20 protein-coding genes are annotated in these 22,618 nt (G+C 69.5%); 10 read left to right on the forward strand and 10 right to left on the reverse strand.

Translation table 11 applies throughout. The annotated features are described in order from the left end of the window. Positions 1-30: 30 nt before the first annotated feature. Both FNH08_RS17530 and FNH08_RS17535 read left to right on the forward strand, forming a co-directional pair. Positions 31-444, forward strand: a complete 414-nt coding sequence (locus FNH08_RS17530) for a DUF742 domain-containing protein (RefSeq protein ID WP_322724727.1) — start codon at positions 31-33, stop codon at positions 442-444. 184 nt (positions 445-628) lie between these two features. After that, positions 629-1,234, forward strand: coding sequence for a GTP-binding protein (locus tag FNH08_RS17535; RefSeq protein ID WP_152772429.1), 606 nt, complete (start codon positions 629-631; stop codon positions 1,232-1,234). 9 nt (positions 1,235-1,243) lie between these two features. Here FNH08_RS17535 and FNH08_RS17540 read toward each other — a convergent pair whose 3' ends face one another. Continuing rightward, entirely contained in the window at positions 1,244-1,672 is a 429-nt protein-coding gene (locus FNH08_RS17540) for a PPOX class F420-dependent oxidoreductase (protein WP_152772430.1), read from the reverse strand. Between the two features lie 95 nt (positions 1,673-1,767). Here FNH08_RS17540 and FNH08_RS17545 point away from each other — a divergent pair, with 95 nt between their 5' ends. Together FNH08_RS17545 and FNH08_RS17550 are read left to right on the forward strand one after the other, a co-directional pair. Further along, positions 1,768-2,172 (forward strand): roadblock/LC7 domain-containing protein, encoded by a 405-nt coding sequence (locus FNH08_RS17545; RefSeq protein WP_152772431.1) that lies wholly within the window; start codon positions 1,768-1,770, stop codon positions 2,170-2,172. Between the two features lie 135 nt (positions 2,173-2,307). Next, entirely contained in the window at positions 2,308-3,297 is a 990-nt protein-coding gene (locus tag FNH08_RS17550) for a DUF6397 family protein (RefSeq protein ID WP_152772432.1), read from the forward strand. A gap of 33 nt (positions 3,298-3,330) precedes the next feature. Here FNH08_RS17550 and FNH08_RS17555 read toward each other — a convergent pair whose 3' ends face one another. Together FNH08_RS17555 and FNH08_RS17560 are read right to left on the reverse strand one after the other, a co-directional pair. Beyond that, on the reverse strand, positions 3,331-4,206 hold the full coding sequence (locus tag FNH08_RS17555; RefSeq protein WP_152772433.1) for an acyl-CoA thioesterase: 876 nt from the start codon (positions 4,204-4,206) through the stop codon (positions 3,331-3,333). A 19-nt stretch (positions 4,207-4,225) separates the two neighbouring features. Then, the gene (locus FNH08_RS17560; RefSeq protein WP_322724723.1) at positions 4,226-6,739 is read right to left on the reverse strand and encodes a DEAD/DEAH box helicase; all 2,514 of its coding nucleotides are present in this window, start codon (positions 6,737-6,739) and stop codon (positions 4,226-4,228) included. A gap of 145 nt (positions 6,740-6,884) precedes the next feature. Between FNH08_RS17560 and FNH08_RS17565 the strand changes: the two genes are divergently transcribed. Continuing rightward, the gene (locus tag FNH08_RS17565) at positions 6,885-7,679 is read left to right on the forward strand and encodes a metal-dependent hydrolase (RefSeq protein WP_152772434.1); all 795 of its coding nucleotides are present in this window, start codon (positions 6,885-6,887) and stop codon (positions 7,677-7,679) included. A gap of 116 nt (positions 7,680-7,795) precedes the next feature. Here FNH08_RS17565 and FNH08_RS17570 read toward each other — a convergent pair whose 3' ends face one another. The 4 genes from FNH08_RS17570 to FNH08_RS17585 form a co-directional block, all read right to left on the reverse strand. After that, on the reverse strand, positions 7,796-8,050 hold the full coding sequence (locus FNH08_RS17570; RefSeq protein ID WP_152772435.1) for a type B 50S ribosomal protein L31: 255 nt from the start codon (positions 8,048-8,050) through the stop codon (positions 7,796-7,798). Between the two features lie 25 nt (positions 8,051-8,075). Next, positions 8,076-8,546, reverse strand: coding sequence for a DUF5709 domain-containing protein (locus FNH08_RS17575; protein ID WP_322724724.1), 471 nt, complete (start codon positions 8,544-8,546; stop codon positions 8,076-8,078). Positions 8,547-8,700: 154 nt separating this feature from the next. Beyond that, on the reverse strand, positions 8,701-10,482 hold the full coding sequence (locus tag FNH08_RS17580; protein WP_152772436.1) for an ABC transporter ATP-binding protein: 1,782 nt from the start codon (positions 10,480-10,482) through the stop codon (positions 8,701-8,703). Further along, on the reverse strand, positions 10,479-12,350 hold the full coding sequence (locus tag FNH08_RS17585) for an ABC transporter transmembrane domain-containing protein (RefSeq protein ID WP_152772437.1): 1,872 nt from the start codon (positions 12,348-12,350) through the stop codon (positions 10,479-10,481). The genes FNH08_RS17580 and FNH08_RS17585 overlap by 4 nt, the downstream gene beginning before the upstream one ends. 260 nt (positions 12,351-12,610) lie before the next feature. Here FNH08_RS17585 and FNH08_RS17590 point away from each other — a divergent pair, with 260 nt between their 5' ends. From FNH08_RS17590 to FNH08_RS17600, 3 genes are all read left to right on the forward strand, one after another. Beyond that, positions 12,611-13,363, forward strand: a complete 753-nt coding sequence (locus tag FNH08_RS17590) for a hypothetical protein (protein WP_194238515.1) — start codon at positions 12,611-12,613, stop codon at positions 13,361-13,363. Positions 13,364-13,442: 79 nt separating this feature from the next. Then, entirely contained in the window at positions 13,443-15,047 is a 1,605-nt protein-coding gene (locus FNH08_RS17595) for a peptide-N4-asparagine amidase (RefSeq protein WP_152772438.1), read from the forward strand. 144 nt (positions 15,048-15,191) lie between these two features. Beyond that, positions 15,192-16,598: a cation:dicarboxylate symporter family transporter gene (locus FNH08_RS17600; RefSeq protein WP_322724725.1), complete on the forward strand. Its 1,407-nt coding sequence runs from the start codon at positions 15,192-15,194 to the stop codon at positions 16,596-16,598. Positions 16,599-16,925: 327 nt separating this feature from the next. Here the strand turns inward: FNH08_RS17600 and FNH08_RS17605 are convergent, their stop codons facing one another. Then, the gene (locus tag FNH08_RS17605) at positions 16,926-17,387 is read right to left on the reverse strand and encodes a MarR family winged helix-turn-helix transcriptional regulator (RefSeq protein WP_152772440.1); all 462 of its coding nucleotides are present in this window, start codon (positions 17,385-17,387) and stop codon (positions 16,926-16,928) included. Between the two features lie 158 nt (positions 17,388-17,545). Here FNH08_RS17605 and FNH08_RS17610 point away from each other — a divergent pair, with 158 nt between their 5' ends. Together FNH08_RS17610 and mltG are read left to right on the forward strand one after the other, a co-directional pair. Then, complete coding sequence (locus FNH08_RS17610) at positions 17,546-19,351, forward strand: ABC transporter ATP-binding protein (protein WP_152772441.1); 1,806 nt, start codon at positions 17,546-17,548, stop codon at positions 19,349-19,351. 115 nt (positions 19,352-19,466) lie between these two features. Next, on the forward strand, positions 19,467-20,309 hold the full coding sequence (gene mltG / locus FNH08_RS17615; RefSeq protein WP_152772442.1) for an endolytic transglycosylase MltG: 843 nt from the start codon (positions 19,467-19,469) through the stop codon (positions 20,307-20,309). A 15-nt stretch (positions 20,310-20,324) separates the two neighbouring features. Here the strand turns inward: mltG and FNH08_RS17620 are convergent, their stop codons facing one another. Beyond that, positions 20,325-21,407, reverse strand: coding sequence for an NAD(P)-binding domain-containing protein (locus tag FNH08_RS17620; protein WP_322724726.1), 1,083 nt, complete (start codon positions 21,405-21,407; stop codon positions 20,325-20,327). A 126-nt stretch (positions 21,408-21,533) separates the two neighbouring features. Beyond that, a complete protein-coding gene (locus FNH08_RS17625) occupies positions 21,534-22,565 on the reverse strand; it encodes an ABC transporter substrate-binding protein (RefSeq protein WP_152772443.1) in 1,032 nt (343 codons plus the stop codon). Positions 22,566-22,618 lie beyond the last annotated feature (53 nt).

A 22,618-nucleotide genomic window follows, 5' to 3' on the forward strand; every position in this document is an offset into this window, starting at 1 on the left:
GGTCACCAGGTGACCGGCGGGCTCGCGCAGGTGATCGAGGACGGGACGCGCGCCCCGCACCAGCCGCCGGGCAGCCAGTGGTACGACCACGAGGCCGGACCCCTCGTCCGCCCGTACGCCATGACGGGCGGACGCACCCACCCTGGGCCCACCGGCGTGCGGTTCGACCTCATCGCCCTGGTCACGCTCGATACCGCGGCACCCGGTGCAGACGACACCGCACTCGGTCCGGAACACCGGGCCCTGATCGGGCTGTGCCGGCCCGAGACACAGTCGGTCGCCGAGCTCGCCACGGGCGCCGACCTGCCCGTCGGCGTGGTGCGTGTGCTCCTCGGTGACCTACTGGAGTGGGGTCGCGTCACCGTCAGTCGTCCCGTACCTCCTGCGCAACTGCCCGACGAGCGCATTCTGCGTGAGGTGATCGAGGGGTTGAAGGCGCTGTAGACGACCTCAGGGAGATGCCCTCGTTTCGACTTCCGCACCTATTCGAAACCGAACAAAAGTGACTCGGTCGAATCGATCTATATGTGATCGAACGTCACGAAACGATACGGGAGTTGCCACCATGCTGACGTCGCACACCCGCCCGCACGCCGACCGCACACCGCACTCCTGGGAGAAGTGATCGATGGTCTCCGAGTACTCCGATGCCACAGGCGGGGACACGGCCGCCCTGGCGCTGAAGATCCTGGTCGCCGGTGGTTTCGGCGTGGGCAAGACCACCCTTGTGGGTGCGGTCAGTGAGATCAGGCCGCTGCGCACCGAGGAACTGCTCAGCGAGGCGGGGCAGTCGGTGGACGACACGGGCGGCGTGGACCACAAGGTCACCACAACCGTGGCCATGGACTTCGGGCGCATCACCATCCGGTCAGGGCTGTCCCTGTACCTTTTCGGCACCCCGGGACAGGACCGGTTCTGGTTCCTGTGGGACGAGTTGGCCCAGGGCGCCCTCGGCGCGGTCGTTCTCGCGGACACCCGCCGACTGGAGGACTGTTTCCCGGCGGTGGACTACTTCGAGCACCGGAAGATCCCGTTCGTGGTCGCCGTCAACTGCTTCGCGGGCGCCCGTGCGTACGGGGCCCACGATGTGTCGCGCGCCCTCGACCTGGAGCGGGGAACGCCCGTGGTCCTCTGCGACGCCCGTGATCGCGACTCCGGGAAGGAGGTGCTGATACGGCTCGTCGAGTACGCCGGGCGGGTACACACCGCCCGGCTGCTCGACTCGGTGGGCTGACGGCAGGTCCTAGTCGGCTACGCGCGCATACGCCAGGACCTTGTCCACGCGCACGCGGACGAGGAGTTCACCCGGAACGCCGTTACGGGCACCGAACTCCTCGGCGCGGTCCTCGCCCATGTAGCGTGCGCCGATCCGCGTGGCCCAGTGCCGGAGCTCGTCGAGATCCTCCGACAGTGCGGCCCTCCCTTCCAGGACGACGAAGTCGTACGGAGGCCGGTCGTCGTCCACACACAGGGCGACTCGGTCGTCCCTGGCGAGATTCCGCCCCTTGACGCTGCTTTTTCCGGTGTTGAAGACCACGTCGTCACCATCCAGCACGAACCAGATCGGGGTGACGTGGGGCCGCCCGTCAGCACGGACGGTCGAGAGTTTGCCGGTGCGGGTCCCGTGCGAAACGAAGGCCCGCCATTGCTCGTCGGTCATCTTCTGTGCCATGTACCCATCCTGCTTGCCCGGACGACGTAGGTGGGGAAGGCTGATTCGACGGATCCTCCGGCCAGGGGGGAACAACACCACGGGGAGAACCGAACATGCCGCAGAGCGCGGGACTGGGCTGGTTGTTGGACGACCTGACCGAGCGCGTCGAACACGTTCAGCACGCCATGGTGCTGTCCAGCGACGGGCTCGTGACGGGCGCGAGCACGGGGCTGAGACGTGAGGACGCCGAACACCTCGCCGCCGTCTCCTCCGGACTGCACAGCCTCGCCAAGGGCTCCGGCCGCCACTTCGGCGCCGGCCATGTGCGGCAGACCATGGTCGAGTTCGACGCCGCGGTGCTGTTCGTCACCGCGGCGGGCGAAGGCAGTTGCCTGTGTGTGCTCAGCGCCGCGGAAGCCGACATCGGCCAGGTCGCCTATGAGATGACTCTGCTCGTGAACCGCGTCGGAGAGCACCTCGACGTGGACGCGCGCCAGCCCGAAAGCACCCAGCCATAGACCTCTGACCTGCGGCTTCTCTCAGGTCTGCGGAGTTATCCACAGGCCTGCCGCGATGTCCGGCAAAACGGCTACGGTTTTTCCGAAGCAGGCGCAGACCGGCGTCGGCACGTCACCACACGGGGGAGAACCGTCATGTCCGGCAACACTGTCACCCAGTCCGTCACGACCATCGTGCCCGCCGCCCCGACGCGCGTCCGGGCACGCGGCACCTCGCTCTCACAGAGCCATGCCGCACGAGAACTGGGGTTGAAACGGGGAGAGTTCGACCTCGCCGTCCACCTGGGACGTATCCGCACCGTCGTCGACGACGGAGGCGGAGGCCTCCGCGTAGCGCGGGCGGAGATCGACCGTGTGAGCGCCGAGAGCGGCTTTCCCGAAAGGCTGAGGGAGCGTGTCAGGGCGGTGGGTACCGCGGACGGCGCTGCCCTGATGGACGTGACGAGCGCCCGGTTCACCCGCCTCGCCCGCCTGGGCCAGGTGGTACCGCTCAAGTTCTATCTCAACCGCTACCGAGCCGTGGTGTGGCTGTACCTCGCGGATGAACTGCGGCAGTTCGCGGCGGACGAGAAGAACGCCCCGCTGCTGAGCGGACGTACTCCGGAGCATCTGCGCGGCCAGTTGGACACGGGCCTGGACCTCCGCCCGCGCAACTGGCGGGGACGCCACCTCGGATTCCTCCTGCGCCAGGCCGAAGACCCGTGGGCGCGAGCCGCGGCTGTGGCCTCCCTGCTCGACTCCGTCCAGGTCGCGGAGATCGTCCGGGACCCCTACGAGCGCGCGTACGTGAACCGCCTGCGACCCGCACAGCCGACCCACGGCGCGCCCCACTCGCCGGCCGCGCAGGTCGCCGCGAGGATCACGACGGCCGAGGACCCCGACGAGATCGACTGGCTGCGGTCCGATCTGCGACAAACGGTCGCCGAGGCCCGCGAAGGCCGGGCGGCGCCACGACCCGGGCCGAAGGAACCGTGGCCGGATGCGGTACAGCACGGACTGCCGACGGTGAGGGCATCCGGTGCCGCACAGCTCGGAGGACCGTCAGACGGGGCGTCGTCCCAGCCCGGCGGGGCTCCGGTGAAACCACGTGGCCTGCTCGGATGGCTGCGTCGTGGAAACCCCTGACCGACCGTGCCGGACCTCCGGTGCGGGGACCAGTCAGGTTCCGAGCTTGCGGAACAGCCCTTCCTGGACGACCGAGACGAGCAGGCGCCCCTCCAGGTCGTAGATGCGGCCCCGGGCCAGTCCACGCCCGCCCACGGCGATCGGGGACTCCTGGTCGTAGAGGAACCACTCGTCCGCGCGGAACGGTCGGTGGAACCACATGGCGTGGTCCAGTGACGCCATGTCGAAACCGCGCGGACCCCACAGGGGTTCCACCGGGATGCGGACCGCGTCCAGGAGGGTCATGTCGCTCGCGTACGTCAGCGCGCAGGTGTGCACCAGCGGGTCGTCGCCCAGCAGCCCGACCGCGCGCATCCACACCGCGCTGCGCGGCTCGGCGTTCTCCACCTCGTCCTGGGTCCAGCGCAGCCGGTCCACATAACGGATGTCGAAGGGCTGACGCCGTGCCATGCGCTCCAACTGCTCGGGCAGCGCGCCCAGATGCCGCTTGATCTCCTCGGCAAGTGTCGGCAGCGACTCGGGGTCCGGCACCTCGCGGGCCGGCGGCAGCTGATGCTCGAAGCTCCCCTCTTCAGGCTTGTGAAAGGAGGCGGTCAGATTGAAGATCGTGCGGCCCTGCTGCACGGCGGTGACTCGCCGGGTGGTGAACGACCGCCCGTCCCGGACCCGCTCGACCTGGTACACGATCGGCACGCCCGGACGACCGGGACGCAGGAAGTACGCGTGTAGCGAGTGCACCGGCCGGTCGCCCTCCGTGGTGCGCCCGGCGGCGACGAGGGCCTGGCCGGCCACCTGGCCACCGAAGACCCTCTGCAGGGACTCCTGTGGGCTGCGGCCACGGAAGATGTTGACCTCGATCTGCTCCAGGTCGAGCAGGTCGACGAGGCGCTCGGCGGGGTTGGTCGTCATGTCGTGGCCTCTCCTGTGCTCACAGCTGGCCGACGTCGGTGACTCTGACGACGGCGCGCCCCTCGGCGTCGGAGGCCGTGAGGTCGACCTCGGCGCTGATGCCCCAGTCATGATCGCCGTTCGGGTCGGCGAAGGTCTGGCGGACCCGCCACAGCCCGTTCTGCGGTTCCTCCTCGATCATCAGCAGCCGGGGACCGCGCGCGTCCGGGCCGGTGCCCAAGTCCTCGTACTCGTCCCAGTACTTGTCCATCGCCTCGCCCCAACGATCGGCGTCCCAGCCGGACTCCGCGTCCATCTCGCCGAGTTCGTCGACCTGGTCGAGGGCGGCCAGCTCCACGCGGCGGAACATGGCGTTGCGGACGAGGACACGGAAGGCACGAGCGTTGGAGGTGACCGGCTTGACCTGGTCGGCCCTCTCCTGGGCCTCCTCGGCGGTCATCTCCTCCGGGTTGGCGAGCTGCTCCCACTCGTCGAGGAGGCTGGAGTCGACCTGGCGCACCATCTCACCGAGCCACGCGATCAGGTCCTCCAGGTCGTCCGACTTGAGGTCGTCGGGCACGGTGTGGTCGAGAGCCTTGTAGGCGCCGGCCAGGTAGCGCAGCACGATGCCCTCGGTGCGGGCGAGCTCGTAGAAGGACACGAACTCGGTGAAGGACAAAGCCCGTTCGTACATGTCGCGGATGACGGACTTCGGCGACAGCGGATGGTCACCCACCCAGGGGTGACTCTTGCGGTACGTGTTGTACGCGTGGAAGAGGAGCTCCTCCAGCGGCTTGGGGTACGACACGTCCTGGAGTCGCTCCATGCGCTCCTCGTACTCGACCCCGTCCGCCTTCATCGCGGCCACGGCCTCGCCGCGCGCCTTGTTCTGCTGGGCGGCGAGGATCTGCCGGGGATCGTCCAGCGTGGACTCGACGACGGACACCATGTCGAGAGCGTACGAAGGGGATTCGGGATCCAGCAGCTCGAACGCGGCGAGGGCGAACGTCGACAGCGGCTGGTTGAGGGCGAAGTCCTGCTGGAGGTCGACCGTCAGGCGGACGATGCGGCCCGTGGCGTCCGGCTCGTCGAGCTTTTCCACGATGCCGCCGTCGAGGAGGGAGCGGTAGATGGCGATCGCCCGCCGGATGTGCCGCAGTTGCTGCTTGCGCGGCTCGTGGTTGTCCTCCAGCAGATGACGCATGGCCTCGAAGGCGTTGCCCGGGCGGGCGATGACCGACAGCAGCATCGTGTGGGTCACACGGAACCGGGACGTGAGCGGCTCGGGGTCGGAGGCGATGAGTTTCTCGAAGGTGTTCTCCGTCCAGCCGACGAAGCCCTCGGGAGCTTTCTTGCGGACCACCTTGCGGCGCTTCTTCGGATCGTCGCCCGCCTTGGCGAGTGCCTTCTCGTTCTCGACGACGTGCTCGGGCGCCTGCGCCACCACGAAGCCCGCCGTGTCGAAGCCGGCACGACCGGCCCGCCCCGCGATCTGGTGGAACTCGCGGGCACGGAGGGTCCTCACCCGGTTGCCGTCGTACTTCGTCAGGGCGGTGAACAGCACCGTGCGGATGGGCACGTTGACACCGACACCGAGCGTGTCCGTGCCGCAGATGACCTTCAGCAGACCGGCCTGGGCCAGCTTCTCCACCAGACGCCGGTACTTGGGCAGCATGCCGGCGTGATGCACACCGATGCCGTGCCGTACGTAACGGGACAGGTTGCGACCGAACTTGGTGGTGAAGCGGAAGTTGCCGATCAGCTCGGCGATCTCGTCCTTCTCCTCCCGCGAGCACATGTTGATGCTCATCAGCGCCTGCGCCCGCTCCACGGCCTGCGCCTGGGTGAAGTGCACGATGTAGACGGGAGCCTGCTTGGTCTGAAGCAGCTCGGTGAGCGTCTCCGTCAGCGGGGTGAGCCGGTACTCGTAGGAAAGGGGCACGGGCCGGGTCGCCGAGCGGACCACCGAGGTGGGGCGGCCGGTGCGGCGGGTGAGGTCCTTCTCGAACATCGAGACGTCGCCGAGCGTCGCCGACATCAGGATGAACTGCGCCTGCGGCAACTCGAGGATCGGGATCTGCCAGGCCCAGCCGCGGTCGCCCTCCGCGTAGAAGTGGAACTCGTCCATCACGACCTGACCGACGTCGGCGTCCTTGCCGTCGCGCAGCGCGATCGACGCGAGCACCTCGGCGGTGCAGCAGATGACGGGCGCGTCCGCGTTCACGGACGCGTCGCCGGTCAGCATGCCGACGTTCTCGGTACCGAAGAGCTTGCACAGCTCGAAGAACTTCTCCGAGACAAGCGCCTTGATCGGCGCCGTGTAGAAGGTGACCTCGTCCCGGGCGAGCGCCGCGAAGTGCGCACCCGCGGCGATCATGCTCTTGCCGGAGCCGGTGGGCGTCGACACGATCACGTTGGCCCCGGAGACCACCTCGATCAGCGCCTCCTCCTGGTGGGGATAGAGGGTGAGACCGCGCTCCTGGGCCCACGACTCGAAGGCGTCGAACAAGGCGTCGGGGTCGGCGGTCTGCGGCAGCTGATCGATGAGGGTCACGCACCCATCTTGCCTGCCACCCCACCCGATAGGGGAATCGGCTGCGAGTGCAAAGATCACGAACGCTACGCTGTGGCGCCGACACGGCGTCAGAGCACACTGACAACTGGGCAGCGGCACAAAAGGAATGGGGCGGGATGCGGCGATGATGGGACCAGCACACTCACTGTCGGGGGCCGCGGCCTGGCTCGGCGTCGGGGCGGCTGCCGCGGCGGCGGGGCACACGATGCCCTGGCCGGTCCTCCTGGTCGGCGCACTGGTCTGCGCCGGCGCCGCCCTCGCCCCGGACCTGGACCACAAGGCGGCCACCATCTCGCGGTCCTTCGGCCCCCTCTCGCGCTGGCTGTGCGAGATCGTCGACAAGCTCTCGTACGCCGTCTACAAGGGGACGAGGAAGCAGGGCGACCCCCGTCGCTCCGGCGGGCACCGCACGCTGACGCACACCTGGCTGTGGGCGGTGCTGATCGGCGTTGGCTTCGCCGTCGCCGCGATGACCGGGGGCCGGTGGGCCGTGCTGGGCATCCTCTTCGTGCACATGGTGCTCGCCATCGAGGGGCTGTTGTGGAGGGCGGCCCGCGGCTCCAGCAGCGACGTCCTGGTGTGGCTGCTGGCCGCGACCAGTGCCTGGATCCTCGCGGGCATACTGGACAAGCCGGGCAACGGGGCGGACTGGCTGTTCACCGCGCCCGGTCAGGAGTACCTGTGGCTCGGGCTGCCCGTCCTCCTCGGGGCCCTGGTGCACGACATCGGGGACGCGCTGACGATCTCCGGCTGCCCGATCCTGTGGCCCATACCCGTGGGCCGCAAGCGCTGGTACCCGGTGGGGCCGCCGAAGGCCATGCGGTTCCGTGCCGGGAGCTGGGTCGAGCTGAAGGTGTTGATGCCGGTGTTCATGCTGCTCGGCGGAGTGGGCTGCGCGGCGGCGCTGAACTTCATCTGAGCAAGGGGCATGATCGCGCGGGGCGGGCCGGTGAGACGCCGCTCTTGGGCCCGCCCACTCCGGCCTTGCCGCGGGGCACCCGAAGGCCCCGGCCTCAGCTCAGGCCACGGGGTGTGTCAGGCCGTGCCACCGCCGCCGTAGCGCCGCTCGAACTGGGCGATCCGGCCCTCCGAGTCCACGGTTCGTGCCTTGCCCGTGTAAAAGGGGTGGCTCTCCGACGAGATCTCGACGTCCACGACCGGGTACGTCTCGCCGTCGTCCCAGTCGATGGTCTGATCGCTGGTGGCGGTCGACCGGGTGAGGAAGGCGTATCCGGCGGCCCGGTCGCGGAAGACCACGGAGTGGTAGTCGGGGTGCTTGTCCTGCTGCATGGTGCTCCTTCGGGGGAGGGTGGTGTCAGCCGGACGGGGCGTCCTCGTCGACGGTGTGCATCGCGGCTTCCTCGGCCGACGCCGCCGCGCCGTCGATGCCCACGTCGGTGGCGACCAGCCCGCTCTCCTCGTCCTCGTGCGCGCCCTCGTCGGGGGCGACGAGACGGCCGGAGCGGGCCGTGCCCACCTCGTTGTCCAGGGGTTCGCCGTCGGTGCCATGGCAGTCGCCGATGCCGTCTCCGTCGGCGGTGCGGATGTCCGGCAGTTCTTCCGCGAGCCGCTGCTCCAGGGTCTCGCCGCGTTGGCGCTCGGCGGCGGTCACGTCGGGGCGCTCCACCGCCCACGGCCGCTCAGGGGGTGACCAGCCCCGATCGAGTGGATCGGCGACCCCGTCGGTCTCCAGCGTGTCCTCGGAGTCCAGCAGTCCGGAGTCCTCCTGGATGGCGGATGCGTCAGGCTGGTAGACGTCATCCCCCCATCCTTCGGTGCTGTCCACGGCTTCCTCCAGTCGGTGGGACGGGGCCCGGTGCCACCTCTCCAGCCTTCCACCCGGCTTCGCCACCGTGCAACGGCAGGGCGTCCCGGCGTTCCGGTGGAGCCGTGCTCGAGGCGTGCGGGCGTGACCGCGCCGGGCCCCGTTCCCGGTCCCGTCACCCGTGCCATGACCTCCACAGCGCCGCGTACGCCCCGTCCGTCGCGACGAGCTGGTCATGGCTGCCCAGCTCGGTGATGCGGCCGTTCTCGACGACGGCGATGACGTCGGCGTCGTGGGCCGTGTGCAGACGGTGGGCGATGGCGACGACGGTGCGGCCGTCCAGGACACGGGCGAGGGAGCGTTCGAGGTGGCGGGCCGCGCGCGGGTCGAGGAGCGAGGTGGCCTCGTCCAGGACCAGCGTGTGCGGGTCGGCCAGGACCAGCCGGGCCAGCGCGATCTGCTGGGCCTGCGCCGGAGTCAGCGCGAGCCCGCCCGAGCCGACCTCGGTGTCGAGGCCCTCGTCCAGGGCACGTGCCCAGCCGTCCGCGTCGACCGCGCCGAGTGCCGCCCACAGCTCGGCGTCCTGCGCGCCCGTGCGGGCCAGCAGGAGATTGTCGCGCAGGGAGCCCACGAAGACGTGATGCTCCTGGTTGACGAGGGCCACGTGGGAGCGGACGTCCTCGGCCGGCATACGGGACAGCTCGGCGCCGCCGAGGGTGATGCGGCCGTTCCGGGGTGCGTAGATCCCGGCGAGCAGCCTGCCCAGCGTCGACTTGCCCGCGCCGGACGGGCCGACCAGGGCGAGCCGGGTGCCCGGCGCGACGTCCAGAGAGACCTTGCGGAGGACGTCGACCCCGGGGCGGTAACCGAAGTGGACCTTGTCCGCCCGCACGTGCCGCCCGTCGGGCCTGACGGAGGCGTCACCGGCGTCCGGTTCGATGTCCCGCACGCCCACCAGTCGGGCCAGCGACACCTGGGCGACCTGCAGCTCGTCGTACCAGCGCAGGATCAGGCCCACCGGGTCGACCAGCATCTGTGCGATGAGCGCGCCCGTCGTGAGCTGACCGATCCCGATCCACCCGTGCAGCACGAACACACCGCCGACCATCAGGACCGAGCCGAGGACCGTGACATGCGTGATGTTGACGACGGGGAAGAGCACCGACCGCAGCCAGAGCGTGTAGCGCTCCCACGCCGTCCACTCCCGGATGCGGCGCTCCGACAGCGCGATGCGGCGCTCGCCGAGTCGGTGCGCCTCGACGGTGCGGCCGGCGTCCACGGTCTCCGCGAGGGCGGCGGCGACGGCGGCGTATCCGGCGGCTTCCGACCGGTAGGCGGAAGGAGCGCGCTTGAAGTACCAGCGACAGCCCACCACCAGCAGCGGCAGGGCCACCAGCACGGCGGGCGCGAGCGGCGGCGCGGTCACGGCGAGTCCGCCGAGCAGCAGTGCCGCCCACACCACACCGATCGTGAGCTGGGGCACTGCCTCGCGCATCGCGTTGGCGAGCCGGTCGATGTCCGTGGTGATCCGGGACAGCAGGTCACCCGTCCCGGCCCGCTCCAGCACGCCCGGCGGAAGCCCCACCGACCGAACGAGGAAGTCCTCACGCAGATCGGCCAGCATGCGCTCGCCGAGCATGGCGCCGCGCAGCCGCACCTGCCGCACGAAGACGGCCTGGACGACGAGCGCGGCCAGGAACAGCCCCGCCGTGAGCTCCAGGTGCAGCTCACGGGCACTGTCGGAGACGCGTTCGACCAGGTCGCCGAGCAGCCAGGGCCCGGCCATCGAGGCCACGACGGCGACCGTGTTCACGGTGACGAGCAGGACGAAGGCCCGCCGGTGCCGGCGGAGCAGCTCGGCCACGTAGGCGCGTACGGTCGCGGGCCCTCCCACGGGCAGGGTGTTCGCCGTGGTCGGGGTGGCCGGGTCGTACGCCGGTGGCGCCACGCCGATCATGCTGTCTCCTCGATCTCTTCCAGTACGCCGCGCGCGGCGCGGCCACGTACGGCGGCGGTTTCCTCGCCGTGCTTCTCGCCGTGCAGGACGGCCTCTTCCACCGGCTCCACGTCCAGGGCCTCGCGCAGCTCGGCCTCGTCATCGGTCTCGCGGGTCACGACCGCCCGGTACCGGGGCTCGCTGTGCACCAGATCGCGGTGCACACCCACGGCCGTGACCTCTCCGTCGTGGACCAGCACGACCCGGTCGGCACGGTCCAGGACCAGCGGAGAGGAGGTGAACACGACCGTCGTACGGCCCGCGCGCAGCGACCGGAGGCCCTCGGCGATCCGGGCCTCAGTGTGCGAGTCGACGGCGGACGTCGGCTCGTCCAGGACGAGCACCTCCGGGTCCGTGACCAGCGACCGGGCCAGCGCCAGCCGCTGCCGCTGGCCGCCGGACAGGGACCGGCCACGCTCGGTGATCCGCGTGTCCATCGGGTCCTCGGCGTCCAGCGACCCCTGGGCGAGCGAGTCCAGGACGTCCCCGCACTGTGCCGCGGCCAGTGCCTCGTCGGCGCTCACCTGGCCCGACGCCGGCACGTCGAGCAGTTCGCGCAGCGAACCGGACAACAGCACGGGGTCCTTGTCCTGGACCAGGACGGCCGTACGGGCGCTGGAGAGCGGCAGTTCGTCGAGCGGTACACCGCCCAGCAGCACCGAGGTGCCCTCCTCGGCCGGATGCCCGCCCAGCCGCTCCGCCAGTAGCCCCGCCGCGTCCGGGTCGCCGCACACCACCGCGGTGAACCGGCCGGCGGGCGCGAGGAGACCGGTCGCCGGGTCGAACAGGTCGCCGACCGGGACGACCGCCTCCCGCGACCCCTCGGTGTCCGTGGCGCGCTCCAGCGACAACACCCGGGCGGCCCGCTTGGCGGACGGCCGTGAGAAGGAGTACGCCATGGCGATCTCCTCGAAGTGCCGCAACGGATACGTCAGCAGCATGACCGAGCTGTACACGGTGACGAGCTCACCCACGGTGATCTGGCCCTCACGGGCCAGATGCACGCCGTACCAGACGACGGCGATCATCAGCAGACCCGGCATCAGCACCTGGATCGCGGAGATGAGGGCCCACATGCGGGCGCTGCGCACCGCCGCGTGGCGTACCTCCTGTGAGGCACGGCGGTAGCGCTCCAGGAACAGTTCCTCGCCGCCGATGCCGCGCAGCACCCGCAGGCCCGCGACCGTGTCCGAGGCGAGTTCGGTGGCACGGCCCGCCTTCTCGCGCTGCTGGTCGGCGCGCCGGGTCGCCTTGGGCAGCAGCGGCAGCACCGCGAGAGCGAGGGCCGGGACGCCCACGGCGACGACGATGCCGAGCGCCGGCTGGTAGACGACCAGGCCGACACAGACCAGCACCACGGTGAGCGCGGCCGCGGTGAACCGGGACAGGGCCTCCACGAACCAGCCGATCTTCTCCACGTCACCCGTGGAGACCGCGACGACCTCACCGGCCGCCACGCGTCGTGTCAGGGCAGAGCCCAGCTGAGCCGTCTTGCGGGCCAGCAGCTGCTGCACGCGCGCGGCGGCGGTGATCCAGTTGGTGATGGCGGCCCGGTGCAGGAAGGTCTCGCCCAGCGCGATGCCCGCCGCGCACAGAGCCATCAGCCCACCGGTCAGCGCGAGCCGCGTCCCGGAGCGGTCGACGACGGCCTGGATCGCGAGGCCGACGCAGAACGGCAGTCCGCAGACGGAGGTGAAGTGCAGCAGCCCCCAGGCTAGGGATCTGAGCTGCCCACCGAGCTGGTTCAGGAAGAGCCACCGCAGGAAGCGGGGGCCCGAGCGCGCGTCCGGCACACCCGGGTCGGGATACGGAAGGTCTTGGATCTGCATGACGTCCCAGTGGCTCGAGTCAGGTGGGGGTGAGAAGTGGGGGGAGAGGCCCACGCGGACCGGGGTGGCACCGACCATGACGGGCGGCGTCCACCGGAGCGCGGGGCGACAACAAACCGTGAAAGGCTCGCGTCATTCCGCGGTCGGAGGCAAACGATTTTCCGCTGCGAGGCAAAGTTCAGGCCCGGACCGCCCCCATATGGCCGGAAGGCCCGGGGGGCGCGGACAGATGCCCGCGGTGTGGTGCGACCATGGACGGCATGGGAACAGGCGGTGCGAGCGGCGCGATGCGCGCGCGGGTCGCGGCAGTGGTCTGCGGCGTGATGGTGATGTCCCTGGCGGCGTGCGGAGGTTCGGGCGGGGGCGCCGGGGCCAAGTCCGACGCCGGCCCCAGAGGCAAGGCCGGGCAGGCCAAGGCGCGCACCACCGACCTCAGGGCCATTCCGGACGTCAGCGACCGCCTGCGGAAGCAGATACCGGCCAACTCCCGACAGGTGGTGGCCGTGTACGGCGAGGGCAAGGACGACGCGGACGCCACGATCGTCCTCTACACGAAGAACGGCTCCACCTGGGACAAGACCCGCAGCTGGCAGGGCCACAACGGCAAGAAGGGCTGGACCACGAACCACCGTGAGGGCGACAAACGCAGCCCCGTCGGCGTGTTCTCGCTCAGCGACGCGGGCGGCGTCCTCGCCGACCCCGGCGCCAAGCTCCCGTACACCCAGTCGGCGTCCTTCCAGGCACCGCGCTACTGGGCCAAGTCGCACTGGCATGACTTCGACTACGTCATCGCCATCGACTACAACCGCGTCAAGGGCACCTCGCCGAACGACCCGACCCGCCCTCAGGGCCAGTCCAAGGGAGGCAGCATCTGGCTGCACATGGACCACGGCAGCGGTACGTCCGCCTGCGTGAGTCTGTCAAAGTCCGGCATGGAGTACCTGCTGCGCACCCTCGACCCGGACCGGCACCCCGTGATCGTGATGGGGGACAAGGCGGATCTGAAGGCATGAGCGCCCTGGGAGCTCAACGGGTGCTCATGTGACCTGAGGTGTCATTGCGGTCCGGGCCAACTCCCCGTAGAACACCGCCATGAGATGCCGGATCATCATGTCCATGCTCGCCGGAGCGACCCTCCTGGCGAGCACCCTCCTGGGTGCGAGCCCCGCACAGTCGGCTTCCTCCGCCGATGTCCCCGCCGAGTTCGGCACCGACTGGCACGACCCGGTCACGGCCGCACCGCCGGTCCCGAAGCCCGGCGGCACCTCTTGCGACGTCACCGTCGCCGAGGCGCAGTTCAGGGACTTCACGCCGTACAAGGGGACGTACGCGCCCCCGCGCGGATGCGGTGACCGCTGGAGCAAAGTGGTCCTTCGCCTCGACGGCAAGGTCAAGGGGCGCCAGTACGACCGCCTCGGCTATCTCCACATCGGCGGCGTCGAGGTCTTCCGTACATCGACGCCGCAGCCCTCGCCCGACGGCATCGAGTGGTCCGTCGAGAAGGACGTCACGCGCTACAGCGACACCCTGCGCAGGGCACAGCCCGTGGAGATGCTCATCGGCAACGTCGTCGATGACACGTACACGGGCATTATCGACGTCAAGGTCACGCTGACGTTCTACGCGGGCAGGCCGGACGCGGCAAGGACTCCCGACCGGGTCCTCACCCTTCAGGACGAGACCCTCACCACGCCCCGCAACAGCGAACGCGTCGTCGCCGAGGTGTACGCCACCGGCTCCGGCGGCGGCTGCGAGGAGTACTGGTACCTGACGGTGCCCGACCCGGCGCCGTACTCCTGCAAGGCGGACGACGGCCCGTACCGCGAGGTGCAGATCAAGGTGGACGGTCAACTCGCGGGCATCGCCGCCCCGTTCCCGACCGTGTGGACCGGCGGCTGGTCCAACCCCTTCCTCTGGTACGTGATTCCAGGGCCCCGCGCCTTCGACATCAAGCCCGTCGAGTACGACCTCACCCCCTTCGCCGGGCTCCTCAACGACGGCCGCCCGCACCGGGTCGAGGTCTCCGTCGTCGGCGTGCCCGAGGGGCAGACGGGCTGGAGCACCCCCGTCAACGTCCTGGTCTGGCAGGACGCCAAGAGCAAGCACGTCAGCGGTGCGCTCACCGAGGTCAGGGCGGGTGACCTCACCAACTCCTCCACCTACACACCCGGTTCCGAGCACCGCCTCAACACCGAGGGCAGCCACCGGCTGTCGGTCGCCGGGTACCTGAACACTTCACACGGACGGGTGGCGACCACGGTGAAGCGCGCGCTGACGAACACCTCTGTGCACACGTGGGCGGACGGTGAGAACCCCGACGGCCTGGAGGCGGCCTGGACCGACAACGAGACGGTCATCGTGGACGGGCGTGGACCTTCACGGACCACGAGGACGCACCGGACGTACACGATGGACGGCACGACGACCCTCGGCACGGGCGACCGGCTGCGGACCGTCCTGACCCTCGGTGACCAGGCGGGGGTGACCGAGACGGCCGACGGCAGGCGCACCGCGTGGTCCCTGCTCGACGACACGTACACGGGCGACGCCACGTATACGGCGAACGTGCCACGCGACCAGCGACATGCGGTAGGCACGACCAGCGAGCGCTACCGGCTGTTCGGGTCGGGCGGCTGCTACGACCGTTCTCTGGTCAGCGTGCAGGGCGTGCTGACCGAGGACAATGACGGCTGTTGAGTAGAAATGCGCGCGATGTGACGCCTGTTCGATGATTTACACGGCGGAAATACAGGGGTCTTCTCTGCGAGCCACAACTCCCCGATAGTGATCGGCGCGGAAGCGCTTTTCCGCATGTCAGAAAGTCCCATCGGAGGAGTGCTCGTGCCGCAGTCCGTACCGTCCCTGCCGCGACGCGTCGCACGCATACTGCGTACCTCACTGTTCGCCCAGGTCGCCGTCGCCCTGGTGCTCGGCATCGTCGTCGGGAGGTTGTGGCCGGACACGGCCACGACCTTCCAGCCGCTCGGCGACGGTTTCGTGCGTCTCATCAAGACGGTGATCTCACCGCTCGTGTTCTGTGTGGTCGTCGTCGGCATCGCCAAGGCCGGAAACCTGAAGGCCTTCGGGCGGATCGGCCTCAAGGCCCTGATCTGGTTCGAGGTCGCGTCCACGGCCGCGCTGCTCATCGGCCTGATCGCCGCCAACGTCTTCGCCCCCGGCGCCGGGATGAACGTCGACCCGTCGAAGCTCGACGCCTCGGCGGTCGACGACAAGACCGCCGGCGGTGCGCTGCCGTCGACCACCGAGTTCATCCTGAACGCGCTGCCGCAGAGCGCGATCGGCGCGTTCGCCGAGAACTCACTGCTCCAGGTCCTCGTAGTGGCCTGCCTCGTCGGTGCCGCTCTGCTCCACCTCGGCAACACCAAGGTCCCGGCGATCCTGCCGGCCATCGAGCAGGCCCAGGAGGTCATCTTCGCGATCGTCGGCTTCGTGATGAGGCTGGCGCCGCTCGCCGTGTTCGGCGCTATGGTCCACCTGGTGGGCGAGTACGGCCTCGGCGTGATGAAGACGTACGGCAAGCTCATCATCCTCTGCTACGCCGTCGCCGCGGTCTTCCTCGTCCTGCTCGGCGTCATGCTGAAGCTGGTCACCGGGCTCAATCTGTGGAAGTTCGTGCGCTACACGCGTGAGGAGATGCTGCTCGCGCTGGGCACGGCCTCCAGCGAGAGCGTCATGCCGCGCATGATGCAGAAGCTGCGCCAGGCGGGCGCCCGCGACGACGCCGTGGGCCTGGTGCTGCCCACCGGCTACTCCTTCAACCTCGACGGTGCCTCCATCTACCTCTCCATCGGCACGCTGTTCATCGCCCAGGCCGTGGGTGTGGACCTCAGCCTGAGCCAGCAGATCACCGTGATCCTGGTCCTCATGCTGACCAGCAAGGGCATGGCGGGGATCCCCGGATCGGCCTTCCTCGCCCTCTCGGCCACCGCTTCCGCGCTCGGCGCCATCCCCGCCGGGGCCGTCGCCCTGCTGCTCGGCGTCGACCGCATCATGGACTCGATGCGTGTCGCCACGAACCTGCTCGGCAACTGTGTCGCCGTGTTCGCGGTGTCGAAGTGGGAGGGAGCACTCGATACGGTGCGGGCCAAGAAGATGCTCGACGGGGAGATCGCGTTCGTGGAGGACGAGGGAGCCACGGAGCAGGGCGCTGCCGAGGACGCGTCCGAGTCCCCGACGAGCGCCTCCGAGTCTCCCGATGGCGCTTCGAAGGCTCCCGCGAGCACCTGACCAGAGCGGTTGCATCTGGCCACAGAGCAGGTGCAGCTGATCACTGAGTAGTTGAGAGGCCCGGCGCCACCACTTGGCTCCGGGCCTCTCGCTCTCCCGAAGATTCTAGGTGCCCCTCGCCCGGAAGGTCTCGGCGCAGCCGGGAGGCGGCGCCGAGCAGGAAACCCGACTCGTGCTGCTGCCCGTGCGCCTCGGCGAGCGGGAACGGGGTGTCGCCGTGAGCGGGAACTGGAGCCGCGCTCCCCGCGGAAGAAGGTTTCCCTGAGGGCGGGGCCTGTCCGCCGCGACAATCGAGGCGTCGTACGAGGCGCGCCGTCTCGTCGGCTGTCAGCCGCGCTCGGTTCCGGCTGTCGTGACCACCCCGTCGACGAGTGTGTTCAGCAGGCCGCCCAGCACATCGCGTTGCTCATCCGTCAGGGGGGCGAGGATCTCCTCCGCCGCCGCCCGGCGGGCGCCCCGCAGCTCTCGCAGGGCTGCACGTCCCTCGTCCGTCAGCTCGATCCGTATCACTCGCCGATTGGTGGGGTCGGGCACGCGGCGCACCCGCCCGCTCGCCTCCAGCCCGTCGACCAGGGTGGTCACGGCACGGGGCACCACCTCCAGGCGCTCGGCCAGGTCGGCCATGCGTGGGGGTGAGCCGTAGTGCGTGAGGGTGCGCAGCAGTCGGGACTGCGCCGGGGTGATGTCCAGTCCGGCCCGCTCCCAATGGTGCTTCTGGATGCGGTGCACGCGGCGGGTGAGCCGCAGCAACTGCTCGGCGAGCAGGCCGTCGGCGTCGGATGTGGTCATGCGGGAACAATATCAGGACGCTGTTCATTGTGAACATAGGTAACAATGAGCTATGCTCCATCAGACCGCCTGATCCCTGTGCGTGTGAGGGGCCGGCCCGCTTGCGAGGGCCCGGCCTCCCCGGGCGCAGGGCTCACCCACACATCCCGTAGGAGCCCATGCACCCCGACGAACCCGCCCCCTGGACACCACCACGCACCGAGCCGGGTCAGCCACGGCAGGTGCGCCGCATCCTGAAACTCTTCCGTCCGTACCGCGGCCGCCTGGCCGTCGTCGGCCTGCTCGTCGGCGCCGCGTCACTGGTCTCGGTCGCCACACCCTTCCTGCTCAAGGAGATCCTCGACACGGCGATCCCCGAGGGGCGGACGGGCCTCTTGTCCCTGCTCGCGCTCGGCATGATCCTGAGCGCGGTCCTCACCAGCGTCTTCGGTGTGCTGCAGACCCTGATCTCCACGACGGTCGGGCAGCGCGTCATGCACGACCTGCGCACCGCTGTCTACGGCCGTTTGCAGCGCATGTCGCTCGCCTTCTTCACGCGGACCCGCACCGGGGAGGTCCAGTCGCGCATCGCCAACGACATCGGCGGCATGCAGGCGACGGTCACCTCCACCGCCACCTCACTGGTCTCCAACCTCACCAGCGTCGTCGCCACCATCGTCGCGATGGTGGCCCTGGACTGGCGCCTGACCGCCGTCTCCCTGCTCCTGCTGCCGCTGTTCGTGTGGATCAGCCGCCGCGTCGGCAGGGAACGCAAGAAGATCACCACCCAGCGTCAGAAGCAGATGGCCGTCATGGCCGCGACCGTCACCGAGTCGCTGTCCGTCAGCGGCATCGTGCTCGGTCGCACGATGGGGCGCAGCGACTCATTGACGAAGTCCTTCGCGGAGGAGTCCGAGGGCCTCGTCGAGCTCGAAGTGCGGTCCAACATGGCCGGGCGTTGGCGCATGGCCGTGATCTCGATCGTCATGGCCGCGATGCCGGCCGTCATCTACTGGACGGCGGGACTGGCTCTCCAGTTCGGCGGTCCGGCCGTCTCGATAGGGACGCTGGTCGCGTTCGTCTCGCTCCAGCAGGGCCTCTTCCGGCCGACCGTCAGCCTGCTCTCCACCGGCGTTCAGATCCAGACCTCGCTTGCCCTCTTCCAGCGCATCTTCGAGTACCTCGACCTGCCCATCGACATCACCGAACCCGAGGACCCGATCCACCTCGACCAGGTCAAGGGAGAGGTCCGGTTCGAGAACGTCGAGTTCCACTACGACGGCAAGAGCGGCCCGATACTCGACGGCATCGACATCACGGTCCCCTCGGGCGGCAGCCTCGCCGTCGTAGGCCCGACCGGCGCCGGCAAGTCCACGCTCAGTCACCTGGTGCCACGGCTGTACGACGTCTCGGGCGGCCGTGTGACGCTCGACGGGGTCGACGTACGCGACCTCGACTTCGACACGCTCGCGCGCGCGATCGGCGTCGTCTCGCAGGAGACGTACCTCTTCCACGCCTCCGTCGCCGACAACCTGCGCTTCGCCAAGCCGGACGCCACCGACGAGGAGCTGTACGCGGCGGCGAAGGCGGCTCAGATCCACGACCACATCTCGTCTCTGCCCGACGGGTACGACACGGTGGTCGGCGAGCGTGGTCACCGGTTCTCCGGCGGCGAGAAGCAGCGCCTGGCGATCGCCCGCACCATTCTGCGTGACCCGCCCGTGCTCATCCTCGACGAGGCGACCAGCGCCCTGGACACGCGTACGGAGCACGCCGTGCAGGAGGCCATCGACGCGCTCTCGGCCAACCGGACCACGCTGACCATCGCCCACCGGCTGTCCACCGTCCGTGGTGCCGACCAGATCGTGGTCCTGGACTCCGGCCGCGTGGTCGAACGGGGCACGCACGAGGAACTGCTGGAGCAGGGCGGGCGCTACGCGGCCCTCGTTCGCCGGGACGCCCAACTGGAGCCGACCAGATCGTGACGCTCGAGACGGCAGGCGTCGTAGTGCCGAGGCGCCGTGACATTGTGACGCCGATCGGAGCTGACAAGATGAAGATATGCCGGGTTTGTGAGCATTAGCGGGTTACCGTGCCCGCATGCAGATCAACACTCCGCCACGGAGCAAGATTCGACTGACGCGTCGGGGCCGGATCGCCCTCATCGCGACCGGAGCCGTCGCGGCGGCTACCGCCGTGGCGGTGCCGCTGCTGAGCATCGACTTCGGCGGTGAGAAGCCGCGTCCCACGTCCCTGGTGATCCCCGAGGGCTGGCGGGCGACCCAGGTCTACGCAGCCGTCGACAAGGCCCTCGCCCTGCCCGCGGGTACGACCAAGAAGTCTCTGGGCAAGGCCGGGCTGAAGCTCCCGGGCGATGCCGGGGGCAACCCGGAGGGCTACCTCTTCCCGGCCGCGTACTCCCTCGACAAGAAGACGACCCCGGAGTCCCTGCTGTCGTCGATGGTCGACACCGCGAACCAGCGACTGAACGGAGGTCAGATCACCGCCGGCGCGCAGCGCAACGCCATGAACGTTTACCAGGCAGTCACCATCGCGAGCATCGTCCAGGTCGAGGCCGCCGGCAAGGCCGACATGGGCAAGGTGGCCCGGGTCATCTTCAACCGCCTTGAGCGAGGCATTCCGTTGCAGATGGACTCCACCATCAACTACGCCCTGAAGCGCTTCACACTGGACACCACAGAGGAGGAGACGAGGCTCAACAGCCCCTACAACTCGTACCAGCGCATGGGCCTGCCGCCCACGCCGATCGCGAACCCCGGCGAGGAGGCGATGCGCGCCGCGATCAACCCGGCCCCCGGGGACTGGCTCTACTTCGTCACGGTCAAGCCGGGCGACACCCGCTTCACGGCCAACTTCGAGGAGCACCAGCGGAACGTCGCGGAGTTCAACCGGAACCGGAAGAGCGCACAGGCGACCAAGTGACCCCTGGCAGGGGAATCACGCGGCGAGCGGCTCCTCGGCCAGGAGCCGCCTGATGTCCCGTACCGCCGTGCGTCCCGCCCGGTTGGCGCCGATCGTGCTGGCCGACGGCCCATACCCCACCAGGTGGATCCTCGGATCGGCGACCACACGGGTGCCGTCGACACGGATGCCGCCGCCCGGCTCACGCAGCCGCAATGGCGCCAGATGATCGAGGGCAGCGCGGAACCCGGTCGCCCACAGGATGACGTCGGCGTCCACGTGCCGTCCGTCGTCCCACTCCACACCGTCCGGCGTGATGCGGTCGAACATCGGCAGCCGGTCGAGTACTCCGTCCGCGATGCCCTGGCGGATCGCGTCGTTCAACGACAGTCCCGTCACCGACACCACGCTCCTCGGCGGCAACCCCTGCCGGACGCGCTCCTCGACGAGTGCGACGGCCCCCCGCCCGGCCTCCTGATCGAAGGGGCCCTCACGGAAGACCGGCGGACGCCTGGTCACCCACGTGGTCGCGGTGGCGTGCGGGGCGATCTCCAGCAGATGCTGTGTACCGGACGCACCGCCGCCGACGACCACCACCCGCTGCCCGGCGAACGCTTCCGGACCCGGGTACTGCGCCGTGTGCAGTTGCCGCCCCCGGAACGTCTCCTGTCCCGGGTAACGCGGCCAGAACGGCCGGTCCCAGGTGCCGGTCGCGTTGATCAGCGCCCGCGTCGACCAGGTTCCCGCCGAGGTCTCGACGAGCAGCCGACCTGCCTCACCATCCCGTACCGCGCGGACATCGACCGGGCGGCGCACGCGTAGGTCGAAGGTCCGCTCGTAGGTGTCGAAGTACTCCGCGATGACCTCGGACGACGGGCGTGCGGGATCCGCCCCGGTCAGTTCCAGGCCGGGCAGCGCGTGCATCCCGTGCACCTTGCCGTACGTCAGCGACGGCCAACGGAACTGCCACGCACCCCCCGGACGCGGGGCGTGGTCCAGTACCACGAAGTCCCGCTCCGCTTCGAAACCGGTGCGCCGCAGGTGATGGGCACCGGCCAGTCCCGCCTGACCTGCGCCGATCACCACGACGTCCACGTCTCGCACCCCGGTGTTGTTCACGCTTCTACTAACGGCACCGGGGGCGCGGATCTTCCCGGACACGGTTCCCCGTCTCCCACGAGATCAAGCCGAGACCAAGCCGAGGTCGAGACGGCTCAGCGAGTGGTACTCCTCGGCGAACGGTTATCAGGATTCCTTGTAGACGCGGGGCTTGGCGGTGGACGGCGGCAGGTCGCCGTTGTAGCGGGGGTCGACGAACTGTCCGAAGTCCACCTTGCGCGGGATCAGTTTCAGGCTGGTGAAGGCGTCGGCGATCTCCTGCTCCGAGGCGATGAGCGGCTTGTCGACCGCGACCGGGACGCGGGAGGACTGGGTGCGCTTCACCGAGGCCAGCGCCGCCTCGTACGGCATGCCCGTGTCCTTGGACCACACCTTCGCCCACTCCTTCGGGTGGTCGTAGACCCAGGAGTAAGCGCGACGCAGCCGCTCCAGGTAGTCGGCGATCGCGGCGGACTTCTTCTTGTCCTTCAGCGCGGTGGGCGAGGCCACCTGGAAGGTGAAGCCGTTGGTGATGCCCTCGCCGGTCGTCAGGACGCGTCCCTGCTGGGACTCGAGCACCTGGGAGGTGTACGGGTCCCAGACCGCCCAGGCGTCGACCTTGCCGGAGGTGAACGCGGCGAGCGCGTCAGCCGGCTGGAGGTACTTGACCTTGACGTCGCTGAACGTCAGCCCGGCCGCCTTGAGGTTGGCAACCAGCTGGTAGTGCGCGGACGATCCCTGGGCCACGGCGATGGACTTGCCCTTGAGCTCGGCGGGCTTCGTCAGCTTCGAGTCGTTCGGCACGAGGATCGTGTCGCCCTTGGACGTGCCGTGCCAGGCCGCCACGACCGTGATCTTCGCGTCGGCTCCTGCTGCGAAGACCGGCGGGGTGTTGCCGACGCTGCCGATGTCGACGGCCTTGGCGTTGACGCCCTCGAGGAGCGGCGGGCCGGAGGTGAAGGTGGACCACTTGATCTTGTAGTCGAGGTTCTCGAGTTCTCCGGCGGCCCGCAGGATGGCCTCGGAACCACCCTTCTGGTCACCGACGTTGAGAGTGAGCGAGCCCTTGCCGTCGATCCGGCCACCGGTGGAGGTACCGGCTGCCGAGTTGCCGCCGCAGGCAGAGAGCAGAAGAGCCAGGGGGAGGAGCAGCGCGGCGGGGACGAGGCGTCGTCGCATGGTGGGTCCGTTCGGTAGGTGCGTGTGGGGGTTGGGGGAGCAAGCTGCTGGGC

It is taken from the genome of Streptomyces spongiae (assembly GCF_009377185.1).
Taxonomy (GTDB): domain Bacteria; phylum Actinomycetota; class Actinomycetes; order Streptomycetales; family Streptomycetaceae; genus Streptomyces; species Streptomyces spongiae.

Excerpts from the sequence above, each read along its gene's own strand:
- FNH08_RS17535 (WP_152772429.1), top strand. The coding sequence starts at position 629 with ATGGTCTCCGAGTACTCCGATGCCACAGGCGGGGACACGGCCGCCCTG.
- FNH08_RS17540 (WP_152772430.1), bottom strand. The coding sequence starts at position 1,672 with ATGGCACAGAAGATGACCGACGAGCAATGGCGGGCCTTCGTTTCGCAC.
- FNH08_RS17545 (WP_152772431.1), top strand. The coding sequence starts at position 1,768 with ATGCCGCAGAGCGCGGGACTGGGCTGGTTGTTGGACGACCTGACCGAG.
- FNH08_RS17550 (WP_152772432.1), top strand. The coding sequence starts at position 2,308 with ATGTCCGGCAACACTGTCACCCAGTCCGTCACGACCATCGTGCCCGCC.
- FNH08_RS17555 (WP_152772433.1), bottom strand. The coding sequence starts at position 4,206 with ATGACGACCAACCCCGCCGAGCGCCTCGTCGACCTGCTCGACCTGGAG.
- FNH08_RS17565 (WP_152772434.1), top strand. The coding sequence starts at position 6,885 with ATGATGGGACCAGCACACTCACTGTCGGGGGCCGCGGCCTGGCTCGGC.
- FNH08_RS17570 (WP_152772435.1), bottom strand. The coding sequence starts at position 8,050 with ATGCAGCAGGACAAGCACCCCGACTACCACTCCGTGGTCTTCCGCGAC.
- FNH08_RS17580 (WP_152772436.1), bottom strand. The coding sequence starts at position 10,482 with ATGATCGGCGTGGCGCCACCGGCGTACGACCCGGCCACCCCGACCACG.
- FNH08_RS17585 (WP_152772437.1), bottom strand. The coding sequence starts at position 12,350 with ATGCAGATCCAAGACCTTCCGTATCCCGACCCGGGTGTGCCGGACGCG.
- FNH08_RS17590 (WP_194238515.1), top strand. The coding sequence starts at position 12,611 with ATGGGAACAGGCGGTGCGAGCGGCGCGATGCGCGCGCGGGTCGCGGCA.
- FNH08_RS17595 (WP_152772438.1), top strand. The coding sequence starts at position 13,443 with ATGAGATGCCGGATCATCATGTCCATGCTCGCCGGAGCGACCCTCCTG.
- FNH08_RS17605 (WP_152772440.1), bottom strand. The coding sequence starts at position 17,387 with ATGACCACATCCGACGCCGACGGCCTGCTCGCCGAGCAGTTGCTGCGG.
- FNH08_RS17610 (WP_152772441.1), top strand. The coding sequence starts at position 17,546 with ATGCACCCCGACGAACCCGCCCCCTGGACACCACCACGCACCGAGCCG.
- mltG (WP_152772442.1), top strand. The coding sequence starts at position 19,467 with ATGCAGATCAACACTCCGCCACGGAGCAAGATTCGACTGACGCGTCGG.
- FNH08_RS17625 (WP_152772443.1), bottom strand. The coding sequence starts at position 22,565 with ATGCGACGACGCCTCGTCCCCGCCGCGCTGCTCCTCCCCCTGGCTCTT.